Raw genomic sequence first — 15671 nt, 5'->3', positions numbered from 1 at the left:
AGACCCTAATAATTAGTTACTCCAAATGGAACGCACAAATGCTATCTCTTTTTTAAATACGGCCCAATAAAGCTAAAATAAGTAAAATAATCAGGAGTGTTCCAACTAAACCACTAGGTCCATAACCCCAGTCTTTACTGTAATTCCACCTGGGGAGACCTCCTATGAGCAGTAAAATTAATATAATTATCAATACAGTACTTAACATATTGACCTCCGTAGGTCGAGTTGATTGCTCCTGAGGAGCAATCAACGTTCCGTTATATTTGGTAATATTTAGTAATTGACTCGGTTACATTACGATCGGCGAAATTAGGCCAATGTTCCTTATCAAACCCGGGGGCATTTTTTAAACGATCTTTATCCACATTTAAAATAAAGCAATCGTCCTCCTTGTCGTAGGAAAATGCATTCCAAGGTACCGCAAAGAATTTATTTCCAAAACCAAGGAACCCACCAAAATCTAAAACCAGATAATTAACTTGTCCTGATATTTTATCGAGAACAACTTCGTTAATATCGCCGATATCTTCTCCAGCAGTATTCTGGACTTTTACACCAGTGATCTCACTGGCTTTTACTACATTATGATTTTCCATTTTAATCCTCCTTGATAGAATAAATTGGCTTATTCTTTTACTTCACAGGTTATTTTTGTGCAATCGCGGCAGTTTTTAACAGCAAGGTCAAAACTTGATGCGGCTGAAGCATGGTGTTTTTCCATTTCTTCATCGGCAGCCTTCTCTGTAGCTACATCACTGCTGCTCGCATTGGTGGTGCATACCCAATTTTTGGTAACGTCTGTGCTTGACGCTGCAAATACGGTGGAAGTTCCTAGTACAAGCAAAACTATTATTAATTTTTTCATTTTGTTGCTCCTTAATTATCCTTAATATATAGCGTTATTTGTCCTGAAAATCTTTAACTATTTTCTGCGCTTCCTCTTTGGTATAACCGTAATGTTTTTGTAATTTTCCATAAACCTCCTGATGATTTCCTTCAATTTCTTTGTAGTCATCATCGGTGAGCTTTCCCCACGCTTGTTTCATTTTTCCTTTTACTTCTTCCCACTTTCCTTCAAATATATCCTTGTTCATAAAATTACTCCTTCGTGTTTGTGAGACAACTAAGTTGTGCAGAGCAAATAGTTTTGCTCACACCATTAAAAAATACGGGCAAATAACCACACAAGAATGAGAATACTGATGGGAACACCTAATAACCAGGCAATAAAATATTTCATGACATCCTCCGTGAGCCTTATTTAGAGTTTAATTATAGACCAATATTATTGACTTTGTTTCAAAAGGAGATTATTAACTCGACTGCTCACGACATCTCATTCGTGAATCTGCTGAAGGAATGACATTTCCACTGAATGACAGAGGATGGCTCATCGTTTCTAAAGGTTTATCAAATTGATATGAAATAGCCGAAGCGGCTATTTCATAGGAGCAGGTGCTGCTGCACTGTTTTCGAAGGGGAAATAGCGTAAGCTGAAAAATAGCATATTGTCATTGGTTTGACCGCCTACCGCTTTTCCAATAGGGACACCGTCTTGGTGTGCGTCAGTGCCTGCGAATAGAATTCTCTTCGTATAGGAATATTGTAAGCCGGCTCTAAATTGACCGTATGCTCCATCATAGATTTTATCCCATAAGCCAGTAGTTACTTGCCATAATTCTTTGGTATTTCCTGCGCAAATGCCTCCTTCAGTGCTACAACCTGAGTTATTTGCGTTAGGAATACCTAAGCCAAAGAAATTATTAGTTGGCGAAGGGGAATAAAAATAAGTCGCTTTTTGGCGTTCTTGACCACCAAAAACATAGACATCAAGTGCTCGAGTGACGTGTGCGGTAATTCCTGCCATGATGGTGAATTCATCAATTGGCTTCAATGAGCCGTTTTGAGCAAAGGTTACATCGGGTAATACACCTGACGAATAACTGCCGATTCCACTACCTAAAAGCGCACTACCCTGAACATCCAATTTCTTGGGAATAATTTCAATGAATGTGCCTATTCCAGCACCATATCCCGTGGTATTTATATTGGTTTTTGTGCCATCGGTGTAATACACCCGATCATAAAAATCACGGTAGATACCAAATACTTCCAAATGGACTTTATGATTATTGAGCGTATCTTGATAAGCTAATTTTCCTACCACATCAGGAGCATGGTTAAAGGAGAACGCGTTTGCTACTGGTAAGAACTGGATTCCAGGAGCACTACAGAAAATATTGCTAATTCCATTAAAAGCTGGGCCAACTCCTGCGGGGGCAGGAACACATGCTGGAGTTCCACCGAATAGGGTTTGTGCATTTTCAGCGGATACCGCAGCCCAGAATCGCTGCCCAAAATTTTTGGTCAATCGAACTTGAGGCTGGCGTTTCCAGAGAAAACCGACAACGTACTGGGCATCTATGGTGGGGGGCAGCACTTCATGCCGGGGTGTAATACCATCATTATTTAAGGTCATGAGTGTCCAGGCTTGTCCTGCAAGAAGATGCCATCCCGGCAGGCTCCAATCGATATTGGCATAGAATTGACGGATTCGTAAGTCAAATGAGTTACTCTCATTTGAGTTACCCGTACCATTTCCTAAGAAGTCTGTTTCAACATAACCTGAAATGAGCGTTTGGGGGTTAATATTGCTCTCAGCTAATGCAGAAAGACGGCTTTGACGAGCAGATAAACGAAATTCCTTCATATAAGCTTGAGGCAAATTTAGGGTTGGAATCGCGGCAAAGTTGGAGCCCATATCGGTCATGATATTACGCGAACGCCAAACGCCTTCACCCGCAAAGAAACCGCCAGGGGTAATTGTTATTTGACCCAGATGAAATTTTTTATCAGACCAAATCTTTTTACTGATCGTTTCTTTGGGCGGCTCATTAGCTTTTTTTTCCGTTTCCGCGTTGATTTGCGTGGATACACCAGCCAGGATACATGCAAACAGCATTTTTAAGAGCGGCGTCAAGCTAAATAGCGGAGATTTACACGAAGCATTTACAGAGAGGACCACTTTCTTCTTATTGCAAAAAGTGTTATTTATCAATTTAGTACATCCTTTTAAAATCAAACAGCGTAGAAACAAACCCCTTCATCTGTTCCTCTAATTGCACTTTCTGTAATTTTCAATTTCAAAAACTATGCCTGTTGTTCTTCATAAGCGCACCCTGAAAAAATTACTGCGCAATTATCCATAAGATGGAGGTATTTTCCCAGTAAAATTTTGAAAAATTTAATTGGTGGATTGGATAGTGGTCCAATGCCTAAAAGTATGTGCTGGGCATTAGCATTTTTTATAGGTATTTCATTAATGGATGCAATTTTTCAAAGGCCTATCAGAGTGATAGACCTCATAATCAATGAGAATTAGCCCGCTCATAAAAAATTAATTGCTTTACGGAAATAATGTAGTGTGACATAGAAAAACACCGCGCCAATTAAGGCAAGGGCTGCAAGCTGTGGCCATACCGTATCCAAACCGGCCCCGCGGAATAGAACCGATTGAGCGAGCATAACAAAATGAGTGGTTGGGGCGGCCAACATAATATTTTGTACAGGCAGGGGCATATTTTCCCTAGGGGTCATTCCTCCAGAAAGCATATCCAAGGGCAGAATGATCAACATCAATAACAGACCAAATTGTGGCATGGTACGGGTCATTGTCCCCATGAATATCCCCATGGATGTTGTGGCAAATAAATTCATTGCTGTACCCAGCATAAACAGTGTTACGGAGCCTTCAATGGGGATCGCAAGAATTTTACGTACGACGACGATGAGGGAAAAAGTACTCGCTACCAAGACAATTAATGCCATAGCCCAAATTTTACTCGCCATAATTTCAAAAGGAGTTACCGGCATTACTAATAGATGCTCAATCGTTCCATGTTCGCGCTCACGTAGCAAAGCTGCTCCCGTTAGGATGATTGAGAGCATCGTTACATTATTAATAATTTCCATCACCGCGCCAAACCAGGTCTTGGTCAGGGTGGGATTAAAGCGGACGCGAAGAGCTAAATCAACAGGGTACTTTGCGACGGAGCGATAATGTTGCAAAAACTCGTTAATCTCCATACCGAGAATGGTTTGAATATATCCGGCGCCCACAAATGCTTGTTCCATTCTGGTTGCATCCACATTCAGTTGAATCGCGGGACTGCGACCGGCTAATACATCGCGTTGAAAATTGGGGGGAATATCCAGAGTAAAGGTGTAGGTTCCTGAGTCCATGCCGGCATCCATATCGGTCATATTAATCATGACGGGTTTGGCAAATTGCGGTGGATAAAAGGCATCTTCTATCCGCTGAGATAGGGCTGATTTATCCTCATCAACAATCGCGATGGGTGTTTTATTCAAAGTTTCTGGAAGTGCGGTCGCGGCAACATAGATTGAAATTGAAAAGGCAAAAATGATTAAGGCAATCATCATAGGGTCGCGTAAGACGCTACGTAATTCTTTAACACCTAAATGAAAAATAGTACTTGCAGACATGTTAGTGCTCCTGTTTCTTTAATAGCAACAAACACAGTGTCAATAAAACAGGTACGGCCAGTGACAAGGAAAAGAAGGCGGTATGTAAGGAAGCAAAAGAGAGTGCTTTGGAAAAAACACCCCGCGAAATAATGAGAAAATAGGTGACCGGATATAATTTCCCAATGACAGCCCCCATTCCTTCCAGTGATGATACGGGTTCAAGAATTCCCGAAAATTGCGTTGCTGGAAGAATAGTTAAAATAGAGGTACCAAAAATTGCTGCAATTTGACTGCGCATGAAAATAGAAATTAGAAAGCCCATTGAGGTGGCAATGAGCACGTAAATGAGGGCCGCTAAGGTCAGGGTAATAAAGCTTCCGGTGATCGGAACATGTAATATGAATACAGATAAGCCAACCAGTAAGAAAAAATTCAACATGGCCAATAGGATATAAGGTAAAAGCTTGCCCAGTAAAAACTCCAGTTTGGTTACCGGGGTAACATATAAATTAACAATAGAGCCTAATTCCTTTTCACGCACTACAGACAGGGCGGTTAACATAGATGGAATAAGCATGAGTAATAAAGGGATAATGGCAGGGACCATCGCCGGCAAGCTTTTGACATCCGCATTGTAGCGAAACCGCGTTTCAATGTTAAATGTAGATAAGGTGGATTGTTGTGCGACTTCAGGATAATTATTAGCAAGCCAATGTAAATGCAGTCCTTGAATATAATTTTTGGCAGTCTCCGCTCTTTGGGGCATAACACCTTCGATCCAGGCACCAATTTCAACTGATTTTCCTCGTTTTATGTCTCGTGCAAAACCTTGCGGTATTTCTAAGGCCAGATTTAATTCACCCGAACGCATGCGTTGGTCCAGTTGCTCATAATCGGTTATTGGCGCTTGTTCACTAAAATAACGCGAGCTGGCGATGTTTAAAATGTAGTTTTGGCTAGTGGTACTTTGATCGCGATCTAAAACGGCAAAACTCAGATTTTCCACATCCAAATTTAACCCATAACTCATAATGAACAGTAGAATAACGCTCCCCAGAAATGCAAGGGTTGCACGTATGGGTTCACGTATCAGTTCCAATGCTTCACGACGGCTGTAACTGAACATTCGTCTGGGATCAAACAATTTATGATTGTTGATTTTCTTTTCGATGACAAAAGTACTGTTCACTGCTACGCCTGAAGTATCATTCACTTTCTGCTCTGCTTCGACTGCTGCTTCAAGATAACTAATAAATGCGGTTTCTAAACTGTCTGCTTTTTTGCTTTTAATCAACTCTTCGGGTGTGTTACTGACTAGCACACGTCCAGCATGCATCAAGGAAATGCGATCGCATCGCTGTGCTTCATTCATAAAATGAGTTGATATAAAAATAGTAACCTGATCATGGCGTGCTAAATCAATCATGAGTTGCCAGAATAGGTCACGTGCCATGGGATCAACACCCGATGTGGGTTCATCCAGGATTAAAATTTCTGGCTCGTGCAGTACGGCCACGGCTAATGACAAGCGCTGTTTATGCCCTAGGGGTAGGGCGTCAGGATATTCATTAATAATATCGTCTAAATAAAAGCGATTGATTAATTCTTGAATACGCGTATTGATGCGTTCTTTGGGTAGATGAAACAATTGGGCGTGTAATACTAAATTTTGATAAACGGTCAATTCGGTGTAGAGCGAAAAGGATTGGGACATATAGCCAATTTGCCGACGGGTATTCATGTCATTGGCATCAACGGTTTTTCCAAATAACCATACTTTCCCCTCACTAACGGGCAATAAGCCGGTGAGCATCTTCATTACCGTGGTTTTTCCGCAGCCATTGGAGCCAAGAAAGCCAAAGATTTCCCCGCGCTCGATACGAAAATTGACTTTATCTACTGCAATAAAGGCCCCAAATCGTTTGCTTAAATTTTGCGCTTCAATGGCGATTTCGGGATGAGCTGACTGCTGGCGAGGGGTTAACATGACCTCTTGATGACGTTCGCGCTCCGAGGTTGGAAGGAGAGCGATAAAGGCATTTTCCAAGGAGTCGGTTTGTGTTTCTGCTAATAAGCTCTCGCGAGTGCCGGTTGCCAGAATAGTGCCTGCATTCATTGCTACCAGGCTGTCAAAACGGGCTGCTTCTTCCATATAGGCTGTCGCTACCAGAACACTCATCGTAGGTTTATCGCGACGAATGGTATCAATTAATTCCCAAAATTGACGCCGTGACAAAGGATCAACACCGGTGGTGGGCTCATCCAGAATCAATAGATCTGGGGAATGAATCAGGGCACAACATAGGCCTAATTTTTGTTTCATTCCACCTGATAGTTTGCTGGCCGGGCGATCTTTAAATGCGAGCAAGCCTGTATTGGCGAGTAAACTGTGAATGTATTGCTCGCGCACTTCTCGCTCATGGCCAAATAGACGCCCAAAAAAATCGACATTCTCCAATACGGAAAGAGTTGGATAAAGATTTTTTCCTAATCCTTGAGGCATGTAGGCAATACGGGAGCATACCGCCTCACGATGTATTGTATTGCCCATATCGCCTTGCAAAACCTCTACCGTTCCCTGTTGTATTTCACGCGCACCGGAAATTAAAGAAAATAAACTGGATTTTCCTACCCCATCAGGACCAATAAATCCGACGATACTCCCAGCCGGAAGCTCCAGGCTAATCTGATGCAGAGCCTGGGTTTTGCCATACCATAAACTGACATCCTTAATGCTTATTACCGGCTTGGTATCGGTCTGGTTCATTGGGTAGATTCGCTTGTAAATTGGCTGGCCATTTACTGTCAGGTGTTAAGGGAACATAAGCCATACCGGGTAAACCGGTTTTTACGGCGCGGATGTATTGACGCAATAACTCGGGGGCAATCCGTGCCTTAACACGAAACATTAATTTTTGTCGTTCATTGGCTGTTTCTACTGTTTTAGGCGTAAATTGTGCTACATCAGCAATAAAAGTAACCTTCGCTGGAATGACGTATTGAGGAAGGGCATCTAACACCAAATGCACCGGAGTGCCCAGCTCTATTTTGCCTGCTTGTTCCGTTGGCAGGAAAAAGATCATATACACATTGGTAAGGTCTAGCATATTTAAAACCTTACCTCCGGCACTTAATACTTCTCCGGGTTGAGAAATACGAAATTGAATGCGCCCATCAAGAGGAGCAACCAAGGTGCTGTCTTTAATGTCCGCTTTTAAACGCTCAATAGTTGCTGCAGCGGCTGCAACCGAAGATTGCGCGCCTTTTACTTTTGACTCGGCCGTGGCAATGGTGGCTTCGCGTTCTGCAACTTGGGCCTTAGCCACATCAAAAACGGCTTGGGCCCCATAAAATTGAGCGCGTGCTTCATCTAGATTATCGAGAGAGGCATGTCCCTTGGCAGCCAGTTTTTCTATGCGCGCTAAGCGGTTTTTGGCCAAATTTAATTCGGCTTGTCGTTGGGCTACCGTGGCCACAGCAGCTTTTTTTTCGCTTTGCCGTTGGGTTACTTCATTCTTGGCACTGATGACATTACTTTTGGCTTCTTCATATTTGGCCTGTGCTTCCCTTAATTGGGCTTCAAGCACGTCGGTATCCATAACGGCCAGTACTTGGCCAGCGTGGACATAATCGCCTTCATCCACATCAATGCGTTTAATGCGGCCGGCAATTTTGGTGGCAATGTCGACTTCAATGGCTTCAATACGGCCATTGCCACTGGCAAAATCATCTCCCAGCCCAGGGGTCTGGAGATGCTTCCACATTAAGAAAGAGAATAGACCTAGCAGAAAAACGGCTAGTCCTATTAGCCACTTATGATGTCCTTTCAAGCTCATTGTTTTGTCTCTTTTATTTAACGAGTCCTGCTATGTTTTGAAAGTATAGCCTAAAGCCAGGGGGTTGAATAAAAGCTCGATTAGTCGCTTCGTTAATTCTCGAGCAATGTGCGGCATTGTTTAAATTATATAAATAAATTAAAATAAACACACTTTTGTCTTTTATTAAGCAGTCATTATGCCAAGAACACCTGATGAGCTAGAGCAAGCTACAATTCTATCAAGAGCGCCGACTATGGTGATTAATAGTGACGAGGAAACGGCACCTCAAAATACGACGTCACTACAGCGTTTAAATGCAATGGCACTTGCGGATATAGGATTTTGGGGGCATAGCACAGAACTCCCTGAATATTCGGAAGAGGAAAATAACAATCCTGAAGTGTCCCGTCCAGGTCCTCGTTAAAATTACCTTGTTTTATGCCCCGTTGCATGGTCGGGTTTATTCTTGTACAATCCAGCCATTATTTGTAACTCATACGTTATCCAGAGCACAGTAATGGATAACATTAAGAGTTACAGGGTTTAATCAGTATTTAACAGAGGAGCTATTGTATGCGTCTTTCATTCTTTGAAAATGATAATAAATTTGACAGATTGGCAACGAAAGAAAATTTGATGGTTGCTGGCGGTATTCTTGCTGCTTGCGCATTAGCCGCGATATCACTGACCGCTTTTTTTGTTGCGTTAGCTGCGACACTTTGTTTCTTCGGATTCCAAGCAGCACAAGAGAAAGACGATTCATTTGGCTTTAGCGTTAAATTTTAGTAGATATGTAGGATCTTTTCTCCTGTATCCCTAAGTTGCTGTTTACTGAACTTGGGGATAGTTATCGTTGCTTTTGGTGGAAAGCAATAAAAATGCCCGGTATTGAGCAAGCGCTAAAATTTTTTAACCTCCATATTATCAATAAGTTAAGAGATTTCCCCTTTTATCGCCCCAAGCAAAAATTTCTGCTTTGTCATCGCTTACAAGAATATAAGCGATGTTGTCGTTTCTGTAATTCCTGCGCCCTTCTGTGATGTGGGCTAGATTAACTCTCCTTGATGAAAAAATAATAGTTCCATAGTCTCTTTACGGCATAAATTGTTCTGATATTATAACAGTTGCATAAAGGAAATCTTATTAGGAGTAGTAAGTTACACCTACTAATGTAAGACGATAAGGAGTATTTTCCGCCTAGGTTTTTGGGTTTTAACCTAATTAGGCCCAATTTAAAAAAAAGTTGATGAGTCTACTGATGCCTGCCACTCCATTTGAAAATGAATTAGCCAAATTGCGCCACGAAATTAGTTCTATAAACCAAGAAGCCTCTTTATGCTTTGCAACAGCCTCCCCCTTAACAATGCAGCTTTGTGAGTTTGCTAATGGGCTTAGTTTTTCAACCTATGCTCTCATGAACACAATTCATGCGATTAAAAAACAGCTTAATGAAAATCAACATAAAATGAATGATTCCCAAAAGCATGAAGCATGGAAATTGCTTTTTACCTATTATCAATTAATCGCTAAAAACCGCAATTTGATTGAACAAATCACTAGTGAACGCCAAAGCAATAATTATCTTTTTTGGGATGCACTCAGTGAAACTAAAAAAAATTTAGTGCTCATCCATGACTTAATTCTTGAAATGGACTTTAAGGCGGTACATCTGTACCGCCAAAGTCTTTCACCTATTGAACTAGCTAGTTCGCCCACCCAACACTTACCACTTAACGAGCAGGTAGCGAAGCCTGGCTTTATTGATAAAATAATTACACGTATTTGTTTGCGGGTAGTGACTAACGTGGCGCAAAAAGAAGTATACATTGCTGACACGCTAAAAAGAACGCTGCTTTTTGCACCTAATGACACGCATAATTATCAACTGCGTGTAGACAAAAAAACACCCGTCCAAGCGATTGAATACCGTCATCCGGTTGCTACTGATCTATGGCTTATCGTTGTTGGTGGTGCAGGGGCTGCGTATACGGATATGTTACCCCTGGCACAAGAATTGGCGCTGCGTAATCACTACAATTTTCTTGTGGTTGATTACCTGGCACAAAAACCCACGTCATTTGCTGATCCGGTGAACTCGATTTTAGCTGCGGCCAACTTTTTGTTGGAAAAAAAAGGCGTTCAACCCCAAGATTTGGTCTTGTTGGGACATTCAAATGGGGGTCGCATCGCACGGGAAGCAGCCGCTCAGATTCCTGGTTGTAGTGTGATTACTAACAATACCTACACCAGCTTGGAAGAGGTCATCATTAACCATGTGCTCCATGCTACAGAATCGCTTAAAAATGCAGGTGTTTCACTGGGTAAGCACAGTGAAGAAATTATCAATGCGGTGAGCGCTTTTTTTGAAAAGTACCATTTAGACGAAAAAGTACTTAACATCTTGCGCAACGCCTTGGAAAAAACAGCGAACGACTACCAATCCGCAGCGACTAAAATCAAAATTCCAGATAATAAGCATGTTGCAGTTTATGTGGCTCCCGCGACAGCTCATGATGAGGCGGGCAAGAAGTGCTCTAAATCGGGTGGGGACAAAATTTTATTTGACGCGCTTGATGGCAAGGCTCAGGCGAAAAAGGCAAAATGGGCCGATCCCAATCAACATCGCCTACTCAAAGAAAAAGACCGATTTTTTAGTCCTGATAAGCAAGGCGTCAAGGCGGTGAAATATAAAGACAGTCCCAATCCCCAGCAAGCTGGCCATTATACCGTGATCAAAGGGATTTCCGAGGAAGAAAATACCCATAATGTGGTTGATGCGGAGCTATTAAGTATTGCTCTCACTGAATTAAATCAGTTGAAAACTTATAGGCCCTTGACTCTTCGAGAACAATTCGCTGCTTTATTGGAAAAATATGACCTTTCTGACGAGGCCGAATACCTATTATCACCTGCAGGAATAGAACTTATCTCCGCAGAACGTTTCTTGTTATTGAAGGCCATGGCACGATTCATGAAAGAGCCGACTGATGTTGAGCTACCGACCCAATTGCAACTCATGCGTCTTTTCCAAGCGAGTGACGTTGCAGCGGATATCATCAGTGCCTATGAACCCGCTTTAAATAAAATGATCTGGGGTGATAATTCTAGCGAATGTAAAATAGGAATGAAGTTTTTGAAAAATCGTCTTAATACATTAACCGAACGTCCCTTCGCTTCCGAGCCACGCTTGCATGGAAACGGTTCTTATATGAGTATCAATTTAGCAGATACGGTCTTACGACGATTAAAAAACTATCATGCTAAATTGCCTCAAGAGCTGTTGGCGGAACATTGTGCATCAGATGCAAATAAGCCGGCAAAGCGCCATAGATTATTTACCCCGCTAGTGACCGTTTCTGATTTGGATCTGACGTCACTTGGTTCCAATCGTTATGGGCTTATTTGTGTTTAAATTCTTTGCTGGGGCTTAAAAAAAATCATTGATACCAGGAGTCCTTATTTTTTTAGTTTTCGTGCTTGAATACATTCCAGTAGCTTGCTATCGACATCATTTTTTTGCGGACATTTCTGTAAGTATTTTTCTACGGCACTAAAGGCTGTTTGACTGCCTGTTGTTTGAAAAAGAAAGGGAAAAATAGCATGAATTAAGCAGGCACATCCTCCTTTGATCATCGAAAATCCAAAGCAAATGGCGAATAATAAATGCTCCCAATAGCTTTGATTGACTGAAGCAGGGTGTTCAGTAAATAACTTCAACATAATAATTTCTCCCAAGAATCCGATGCATAAACAAAGGGTATTAACTGCTGTATCTTTTCATCATAAATAGGGACTATTTTGGTTATATCCTCTTGCGCGCAAAAGTAGATGTCTTTTTCCAGATTTAGTTTGGTGAGACGAATACCCGCAGGACTAGTCAACAGAGTCTCTAATAAATTATCAGAAGAAACAGGGGCGTGCTCGCCTTGCACTTGCAAGGAGCGTAGCTGCTTGTAATAAATGAGAGAGCCTGCGAGCAGATCATCGGGTTCTAACGTACCCTTGTAGCCAGCTAAAATAATCGCGATATTGAGGTTCAAATTCAGAGCGATGTCTTTAGCCAGTTGTCCTACGGCATCCGCGTTAATCATTGCGCCAATTAAAGTGGTTACTTTGTGAGCGATGCAGGCTTTAATGGATGGAATGCCATTCGTTGAGAAAAAATGCAGCTCACGACCTTTGTGAGTCGTGTGGAGCAAGTCTTCGGGGGAGTTTCCATAAGTGAAGTGTGGTATTTTCACACAGTTCTGTTCACCTGCGGTAATTTCATTAGGGTTCACCTTGAAGGATGCATTGTCGCCTAAACGAATGGATTTTATCCCTCCCATAAAGGCCGCAATAATTGAGGTGCTTGCGCGCAAAACATCAACAATAATACACAGATCACCTCGCTCGGCCGCGCGATGTGCTCCTGCAGGACCGACTTCAAACCGAATAATTTTATGGTTCATGGAGCTTCCTTAGAAATCGTATCCGCCCTTAAAGAAACTCGCAGTGCTTCTAAAGCCAATACATCTTTGGGAGCAATATTTGCTAAATTTACGGAAACCCCTAGGTGATTAATTAGCCATGCTTGCTGATGCTTTATCGGCGCTTCAAAAAGTAAATCTTGAGGATTGATCTCCGTGATGATGCGTTCAAAATCTTCGGTTTTAATTGACGTGTCGGTGTTAAAAAGGCCGGTGGTACCGGATTCGCGTGCTTCGAGAATAATCTTCCAGGCCCCCGCATTTAATTGCTCTTTTATTTCCGTTAAGCGATCGTCGATGCTTAATAAGCTGTCTTGTTGGGCATCCTTTCTGCCGACTTCGGAGAGCACAACAAAGCCATAATTTTTTGCTTGGGAGATTAAGTTAATTTTTTCTTCTAAGGGTATGCCCGCTAGGCCATCAGATAATTCCAGGCAATTAAAACCCAAGCGCACACATTCGTTAAAATATTCTTCTATTTTATTTTGCCTGCGCGCTACCTCAAAAAATGTTCCTCCGGCACAGACATGAATGTTGGCTGATTTTAATAAATCGATTTTTTGCCGTAACAGTGGTTCTGGATAGAGTTTGGAGGTTCCAAAACCTAATTTAACGACATCAATATAGTCTGCTGCCATTAAAAGAAGGTGTTCCGTATCCATTAAATGCATTCCAGTATCTAATAGTGAAGTTAATCCTTCTGTTCTTGGTTTTAATGAATGCTGTGGAATCTTGATAAAAGCAAATGGAGTTGAGGATGATGTTTCTATAGAAGCCGATTTATCCAGTAGGGTTTGAATATGCTCTATTAATAAATTAATCGTGGGGTAATTTACTACAGTTGCTTCAGACAAATGGCAACGGCTTTTTAAATGATTCTGCAGTCGCGCTTCTAATTCGACTGCCATCAGGGAGTCAAGCCCAAATTCGGCGAAATTTTTATTATCATCAATAATCGCACTATCAATATCTAACATATCACTTAATTCTACATGAATGGTATGGCGAAGATTTTGCATGAACTCTGAAGGGCTAGGAGGTTCATCTTGTTGGGTGTCAGACATTCCTGCATGTGAGCTTGACAGGATTTTTTCAGATGGCAGGGGCTCGATTACCCAGAGTAATTTGGTTTCGAGTTGCCTATCCATTAGTTGAGATTGGATGAGTCGACGTCTTATTTTTCCGCTTGTTGTTTTAGGAAGACTGCGTTCATTGATAAGCGCGATTTGATGCACAGATAATGAGTGATCTTGCAGAATAATCTCCTTCACGGCACTAATAATCGGTTGTAGCTCAGATTCAGGGCAGTTCTTATTAATTTCAACGACTACAGCCAGTTCTTCTTGATAAGTTCCGGTAACACTGACTGCGGCACAAGAACCTTGGCGTATGGCCGGATGACAAGTTTCTACGGAGCGTTCAATGTCATGCGGGTAGTGATTGGTGCCATTGATGATGATTAAATCTTTTAATCTTCCCATGATGAATAAGCGATTGTTCATGGTAAAACCTAAATCGCCCGTGCGTAAATAATTTTTTTCGTTTGTGTGTGGCAGGGTGGCTTTAAAATAAGTGTTGGTCTCTTGTTCTTGATTCCAGTATCCATGAGCTACACTGGGGCTAGAAAGCCAAACCTCTCCTATTTGCTGATCAGAACATGGGATTAGGGTTTGTGGATCAACAAGGACAGTGCCTTCAGAAAGGGTACCACAACATACAACCGCTTGCGCTGTTGGATCGGTGGCAGAGACTTCCTGCAGTTTATGATTGCGTAGTTCTTCTTTATTGAAATAATGAGTTAAGCCACCTTGTTCTCCTGTAACCATTAAGGTATTTTCTGCCAGGCCATAACAGGGCATGAACATTTCCTTTTTGAAACCACAACTCATAAATTGGCGAGTAAACTCATCCATAACATGTGCATTAATCGGTTCGGCTCCATTGAGAAAAGCATGCATGCTGCTTAAGTCAAGTTGGGCTTTAATGTCTTCGGAAATCTTTTTATTACATAAGGCATAGGCAAAGTTAGGTGCTGAGGTCACCGTACCCTTAAAGGTGGTAATGGCTTGTAACCAGGTTGCCGGATTACGCAAAAAGGTCAGAGGTGACATGAGATAAACAGGTATTCCTGTAAAAACTGGATAGAGTATTCCACCAATTAAGCCCATATCATGGTAGGGAGGAAGCCAAATAACACATACTGAATCCTGTTTCGCGCTGTAGTATTCATTAATAAATTGCAGATTATTCAGAAGGTTACTATGACTAACCATCACTCCCTTGGGTTGGCCAGTAGAGCCGGAAGTATATTGTAAAAAGGCAATGTTCTCTGGTTTTATCAAAGATTCTTTATAATCAATAGCTTCATTTGCGGCAATCGTGTCAGTATTAATCCAGGTGAATTTATCAAAATCCCATTGGGTTAATTCATAGGCATTTTCTTGAAAACGCTCCATTAAATAGGTAACAAAAGGTAGGTTTTGTAATGCTTTAACATATTTCAATTTAGTGATTTGTTTAATAATACTTTCGGTCGATAAAATAATTTTAGGTTCAGCATTTTGTATGACAGCTTGTAGTTTTTCTATGAGTTTTTTTTCTGCAGGGGGATAAACGGGAACTGCAATGACCCCAGCATAAAGACAAGCATAAAACGCGCAAATAAAATCTAATCCAGGTTGATAAATTAATAAAACCCGGTCTCCGGCTTGTGTATGTTGTTGAATTCTTGCAGCAATCGACTGAGCTTTAATAAGCAGGGAGGGGTAATTCAACTGCTCTTCAATTCCTATTGAAGAGTTTAAAAAAAATAATCGATCTTGGGCTATTGTTTGAGCTTGTAAATTAAGTAATTCAACCATATTTTCAGGTTTAGGGTGATGCAGAACCATAA

General features: G+C 41.5%; 14 protein-coding genes. 3 read left to right on the top strand and 11 right to left on the bottom strand.

Annotated elements, in window-relative coordinates; genetic code table 11:
* Nucleotides 1–52: 52 nt before the first annotated feature.
* From ACD661_RS11965 to ACD661_RS11930, 8 genes are all read right to left on the bottom strand, one after another.
* Nucleotides 53–208, bottom strand: a complete 156-nt coding sequence (locus tag ACD661_RS11965) for a DUF3309 family protein (RefSeq protein ID WP_400188097.1) — start codon at nucleotides 206–208, stop codon at nucleotides 53–55.
* Nucleotides 209–260: 52 nt separating this feature from the next.
* Nucleotides 261–599 (bottom strand): PRC-barrel domain-containing protein, encoded by a 339-nt coding sequence (locus ACD661_RS11960; RefSeq protein WP_400188096.1) that lies wholly within the window; start codon nucleotides 597–599, stop codon nucleotides 261–263.
* Between the two features lie 29 nt (nucleotides 600–628).
* Complete coding sequence (locus tag ACD661_RS11955) at nucleotides 629–868, bottom strand: hypothetical protein (protein ID WP_400188095.1); 240 nt, start codon at nucleotides 866–868, stop codon at nucleotides 629–631.
* A 34-nt stretch (nucleotides 869–902) separates the two neighbouring features.
* Nucleotides 903–1097, bottom strand: coding sequence for a CsbD family protein (locus tag ACD661_RS11950; protein ID WP_400188094.1), 195 nt, complete (start codon nucleotides 1095–1097; stop codon nucleotides 903–905).
* Between the two features lie 344 nt (nucleotides 1098–1441).
* On the bottom strand, nucleotides 1442–3061 hold the full coding sequence (locus ACD661_RS11945) for a hypothetical protein (protein WP_400188093.1): 1620 nt from the start codon (nucleotides 3059–3061) through the stop codon (nucleotides 1442–1444).
* 329 nt (nucleotides 3062–3390) lie between these two features.
* Nucleotides 3391–4509 (bottom strand): ABC-2 transporter permease, encoded by a 1119-nt coding sequence (locus ACD661_RS11940; protein WP_400188092.1) that lies wholly within the window; start codon nucleotides 4507–4509, stop codon nucleotides 3391–3393.
* A 1-nt stretch (nucleotide 4510) separates the two neighbouring features.
* Nucleotides 4511–7258, bottom strand: a complete 2748-nt coding sequence (gene rbbA / locus ACD661_RS11935) for a ribosome-associated ATPase/putative transporter RbbA (RefSeq protein ID WP_400188091.1) — start codon at nucleotides 7256–7258, stop codon at nucleotides 4511–4513.
* Complete coding sequence (locus ACD661_RS11930) at nucleotides 7221–8327, bottom strand: HlyD family secretion protein (RefSeq protein WP_400188090.1); 1107 nt, start codon at nucleotides 8325–8327, stop codon at nucleotides 7221–7223. The genes rbbA and ACD661_RS11930 overlap by 38 nt, the downstream gene beginning before the upstream one ends.
* A 178-nt stretch (nucleotides 8328–8505) precedes the next feature.
* On the opposite strand from ACD661_RS11930, the gene ACD661_RS11925 reads away from it, so the two are divergent.
* From ACD661_RS11925 to ACD661_RS11915, 3 genes are all read left to right on the top strand, one after another.
* Nucleotides 8506–8733 (top strand): hypothetical protein, encoded by a 228-nt coding sequence (locus tag ACD661_RS11925; RefSeq protein ID WP_400188089.1) that lies wholly within the window; start codon nucleotides 8506–8508, stop codon nucleotides 8731–8733.
* Nucleotides 8734–8882: 149 nt separating this feature from the next.
* Entirely contained in the window at nucleotides 8883–9095 is a 213-nt protein-coding gene (locus ACD661_RS11920) for a hypothetical protein (protein WP_400188088.1), read from the top strand.
* Nucleotides 9096–9567: 472 nt separating this feature from the next.
* Complete coding sequence (locus tag ACD661_RS11915) at nucleotides 9568–11721, top strand: alpha/beta hydrolase family protein (RefSeq protein WP_400188087.1); 2154 nt, start codon at nucleotides 9568–9570, stop codon at nucleotides 11719–11721.
* Nucleotides 11722–11765: 44 nt separating this feature from the next.
* On the opposite strand, the gene ACD661_RS11910 is transcribed toward ACD661_RS11915, so the two are convergent.
* Genes ACD661_RS11910 through ACD661_RS11900 form a run of 3 tightly spaced genes read right to left on the bottom strand, consistent with a single transcriptional unit; the run spans nucleotide 11766 to nucleotide 15669 of the window.
* Nucleotides 11766–12029: a DUF6356 family protein gene (locus ACD661_RS11910; protein WP_400188086.1), complete on the bottom strand. Its 264-nt coding sequence runs from the start codon at nucleotides 12027–12029 to the stop codon at nucleotides 11766–11768.
* Entirely contained in the window at nucleotides 12023–12760 is a 738-nt protein-coding gene (locus ACD661_RS11905) for a 2-phosphosulfolactate phosphatase (protein ID WP_400188085.1), read from the bottom strand. Before ACD661_RS11905 ends, ACD661_RS11910 begins: the two co-directional genes overlap by 7 nt.
* The gene (locus ACD661_RS11900) at nucleotides 12757–15669 is read right to left on the bottom strand and encodes a phosphosulfolactate synthase (RefSeq protein ID WP_400188084.1); all 2913 of its coding nucleotides are present in this window, start codon (nucleotides 15667–15669) and stop codon (nucleotides 12757–12759) included. The genes ACD661_RS11905 and ACD661_RS11900 overlap by 4 nt, the downstream gene beginning before the upstream one ends.
* Nucleotides 15670–15671 lie beyond the last annotated feature (2 nt).

It is taken from the genome of Legionella lytica (assembly GCF_044626755.1).
Taxonomy (GTDB): domain Bacteria; phylum Pseudomonadota; class Gammaproteobacteria; order Legionellales; family Legionellaceae; genus Legionella; species Legionella lytica_A.
This window is presented reverse-complemented; position numbering and strand designations above follow the sequence as displayed.

Excerpts from the sequence above, each read along its gene's own strand:
- ACD661_RS11965 (WP_400188097.1), bottom strand. The coding sequence starts at position 208 with ATGTTAAGTACTGTATTGATAATTATATTAATTTTACTGCTCATAGGA.
- ACD661_RS11960 (WP_400188096.1), bottom strand. The coding sequence starts at position 599 with ATGGAAAATCATAATGTAGTAAAAGCCAGTGAGATCACTGGTGTAAAA.
- ACD661_RS11955 (WP_400188095.1), bottom strand. The coding sequence starts at position 868 with ATGAAAAAATTAATAATAGTTTTGCTTGTACTAGGAACTTCCACCGTA.
- ACD661_RS11950 (WP_400188094.1), bottom strand. The coding sequence starts at position 1,097 with ATGAACAAGGATATATTTGAAGGAAAGTGGGAAGAAGTAAAAGGAAAA.
- ACD661_RS11940 (WP_400188092.1), bottom strand. The coding sequence starts at position 4,509 with ATGTCTGCAAGTACTATTTTTCATTTAGGTGTTAAAGAATTACGTAGC.
- rbbA (WP_400188091.1), bottom strand. The coding sequence starts at position 7,258 with ATGAACCAGACCGATACCAAGCCGGTAATAAGCATTAAGGATGTCAGT.
- ACD661_RS11930 (WP_400188090.1), bottom strand. The coding sequence starts at position 8,327 with ATGAGCTTGAAAGGACATCATAAGTGGCTAATAGGACTAGCCGTTTTT.
- ACD661_RS11925 (WP_400188089.1), top strand. The coding sequence starts at position 8,506 with ATGCCAAGAACACCTGATGAGCTAGAGCAAGCTACAATTCTATCAAGA.
- ACD661_RS11920 (WP_400188088.1), top strand. The coding sequence starts at position 8,883 with ATGCGTCTTTCATTCTTTGAAAATGATAATAAATTTGACAGATTGGCA.
- ACD661_RS11915 (WP_400188087.1), top strand. The coding sequence starts at position 9,568 with ATGCCTGCCACTCCATTTGAAAATGAATTAGCCAAATTGCGCCACGAA.
- ACD661_RS11910 (WP_400188086.1), bottom strand. The coding sequence starts at position 12,029 with ATGTTGAAGTTATTTACTGAACACCCTGCTTCAGTCAATCAAAGCTAT.
- ACD661_RS11905 (WP_400188085.1), bottom strand. The coding sequence starts at position 12,760 with ATGAACCATAAAATTATTCGGTTTGAAGTCGGTCCTGCAGGAGCACAT.
- ACD661_RS11900 (WP_400188084.1), bottom strand. The coding sequence starts at position 15,669 with ATGGTTCTGCATCACCCTAAACCTGAAAATATGGTTGAATTACTTAAT.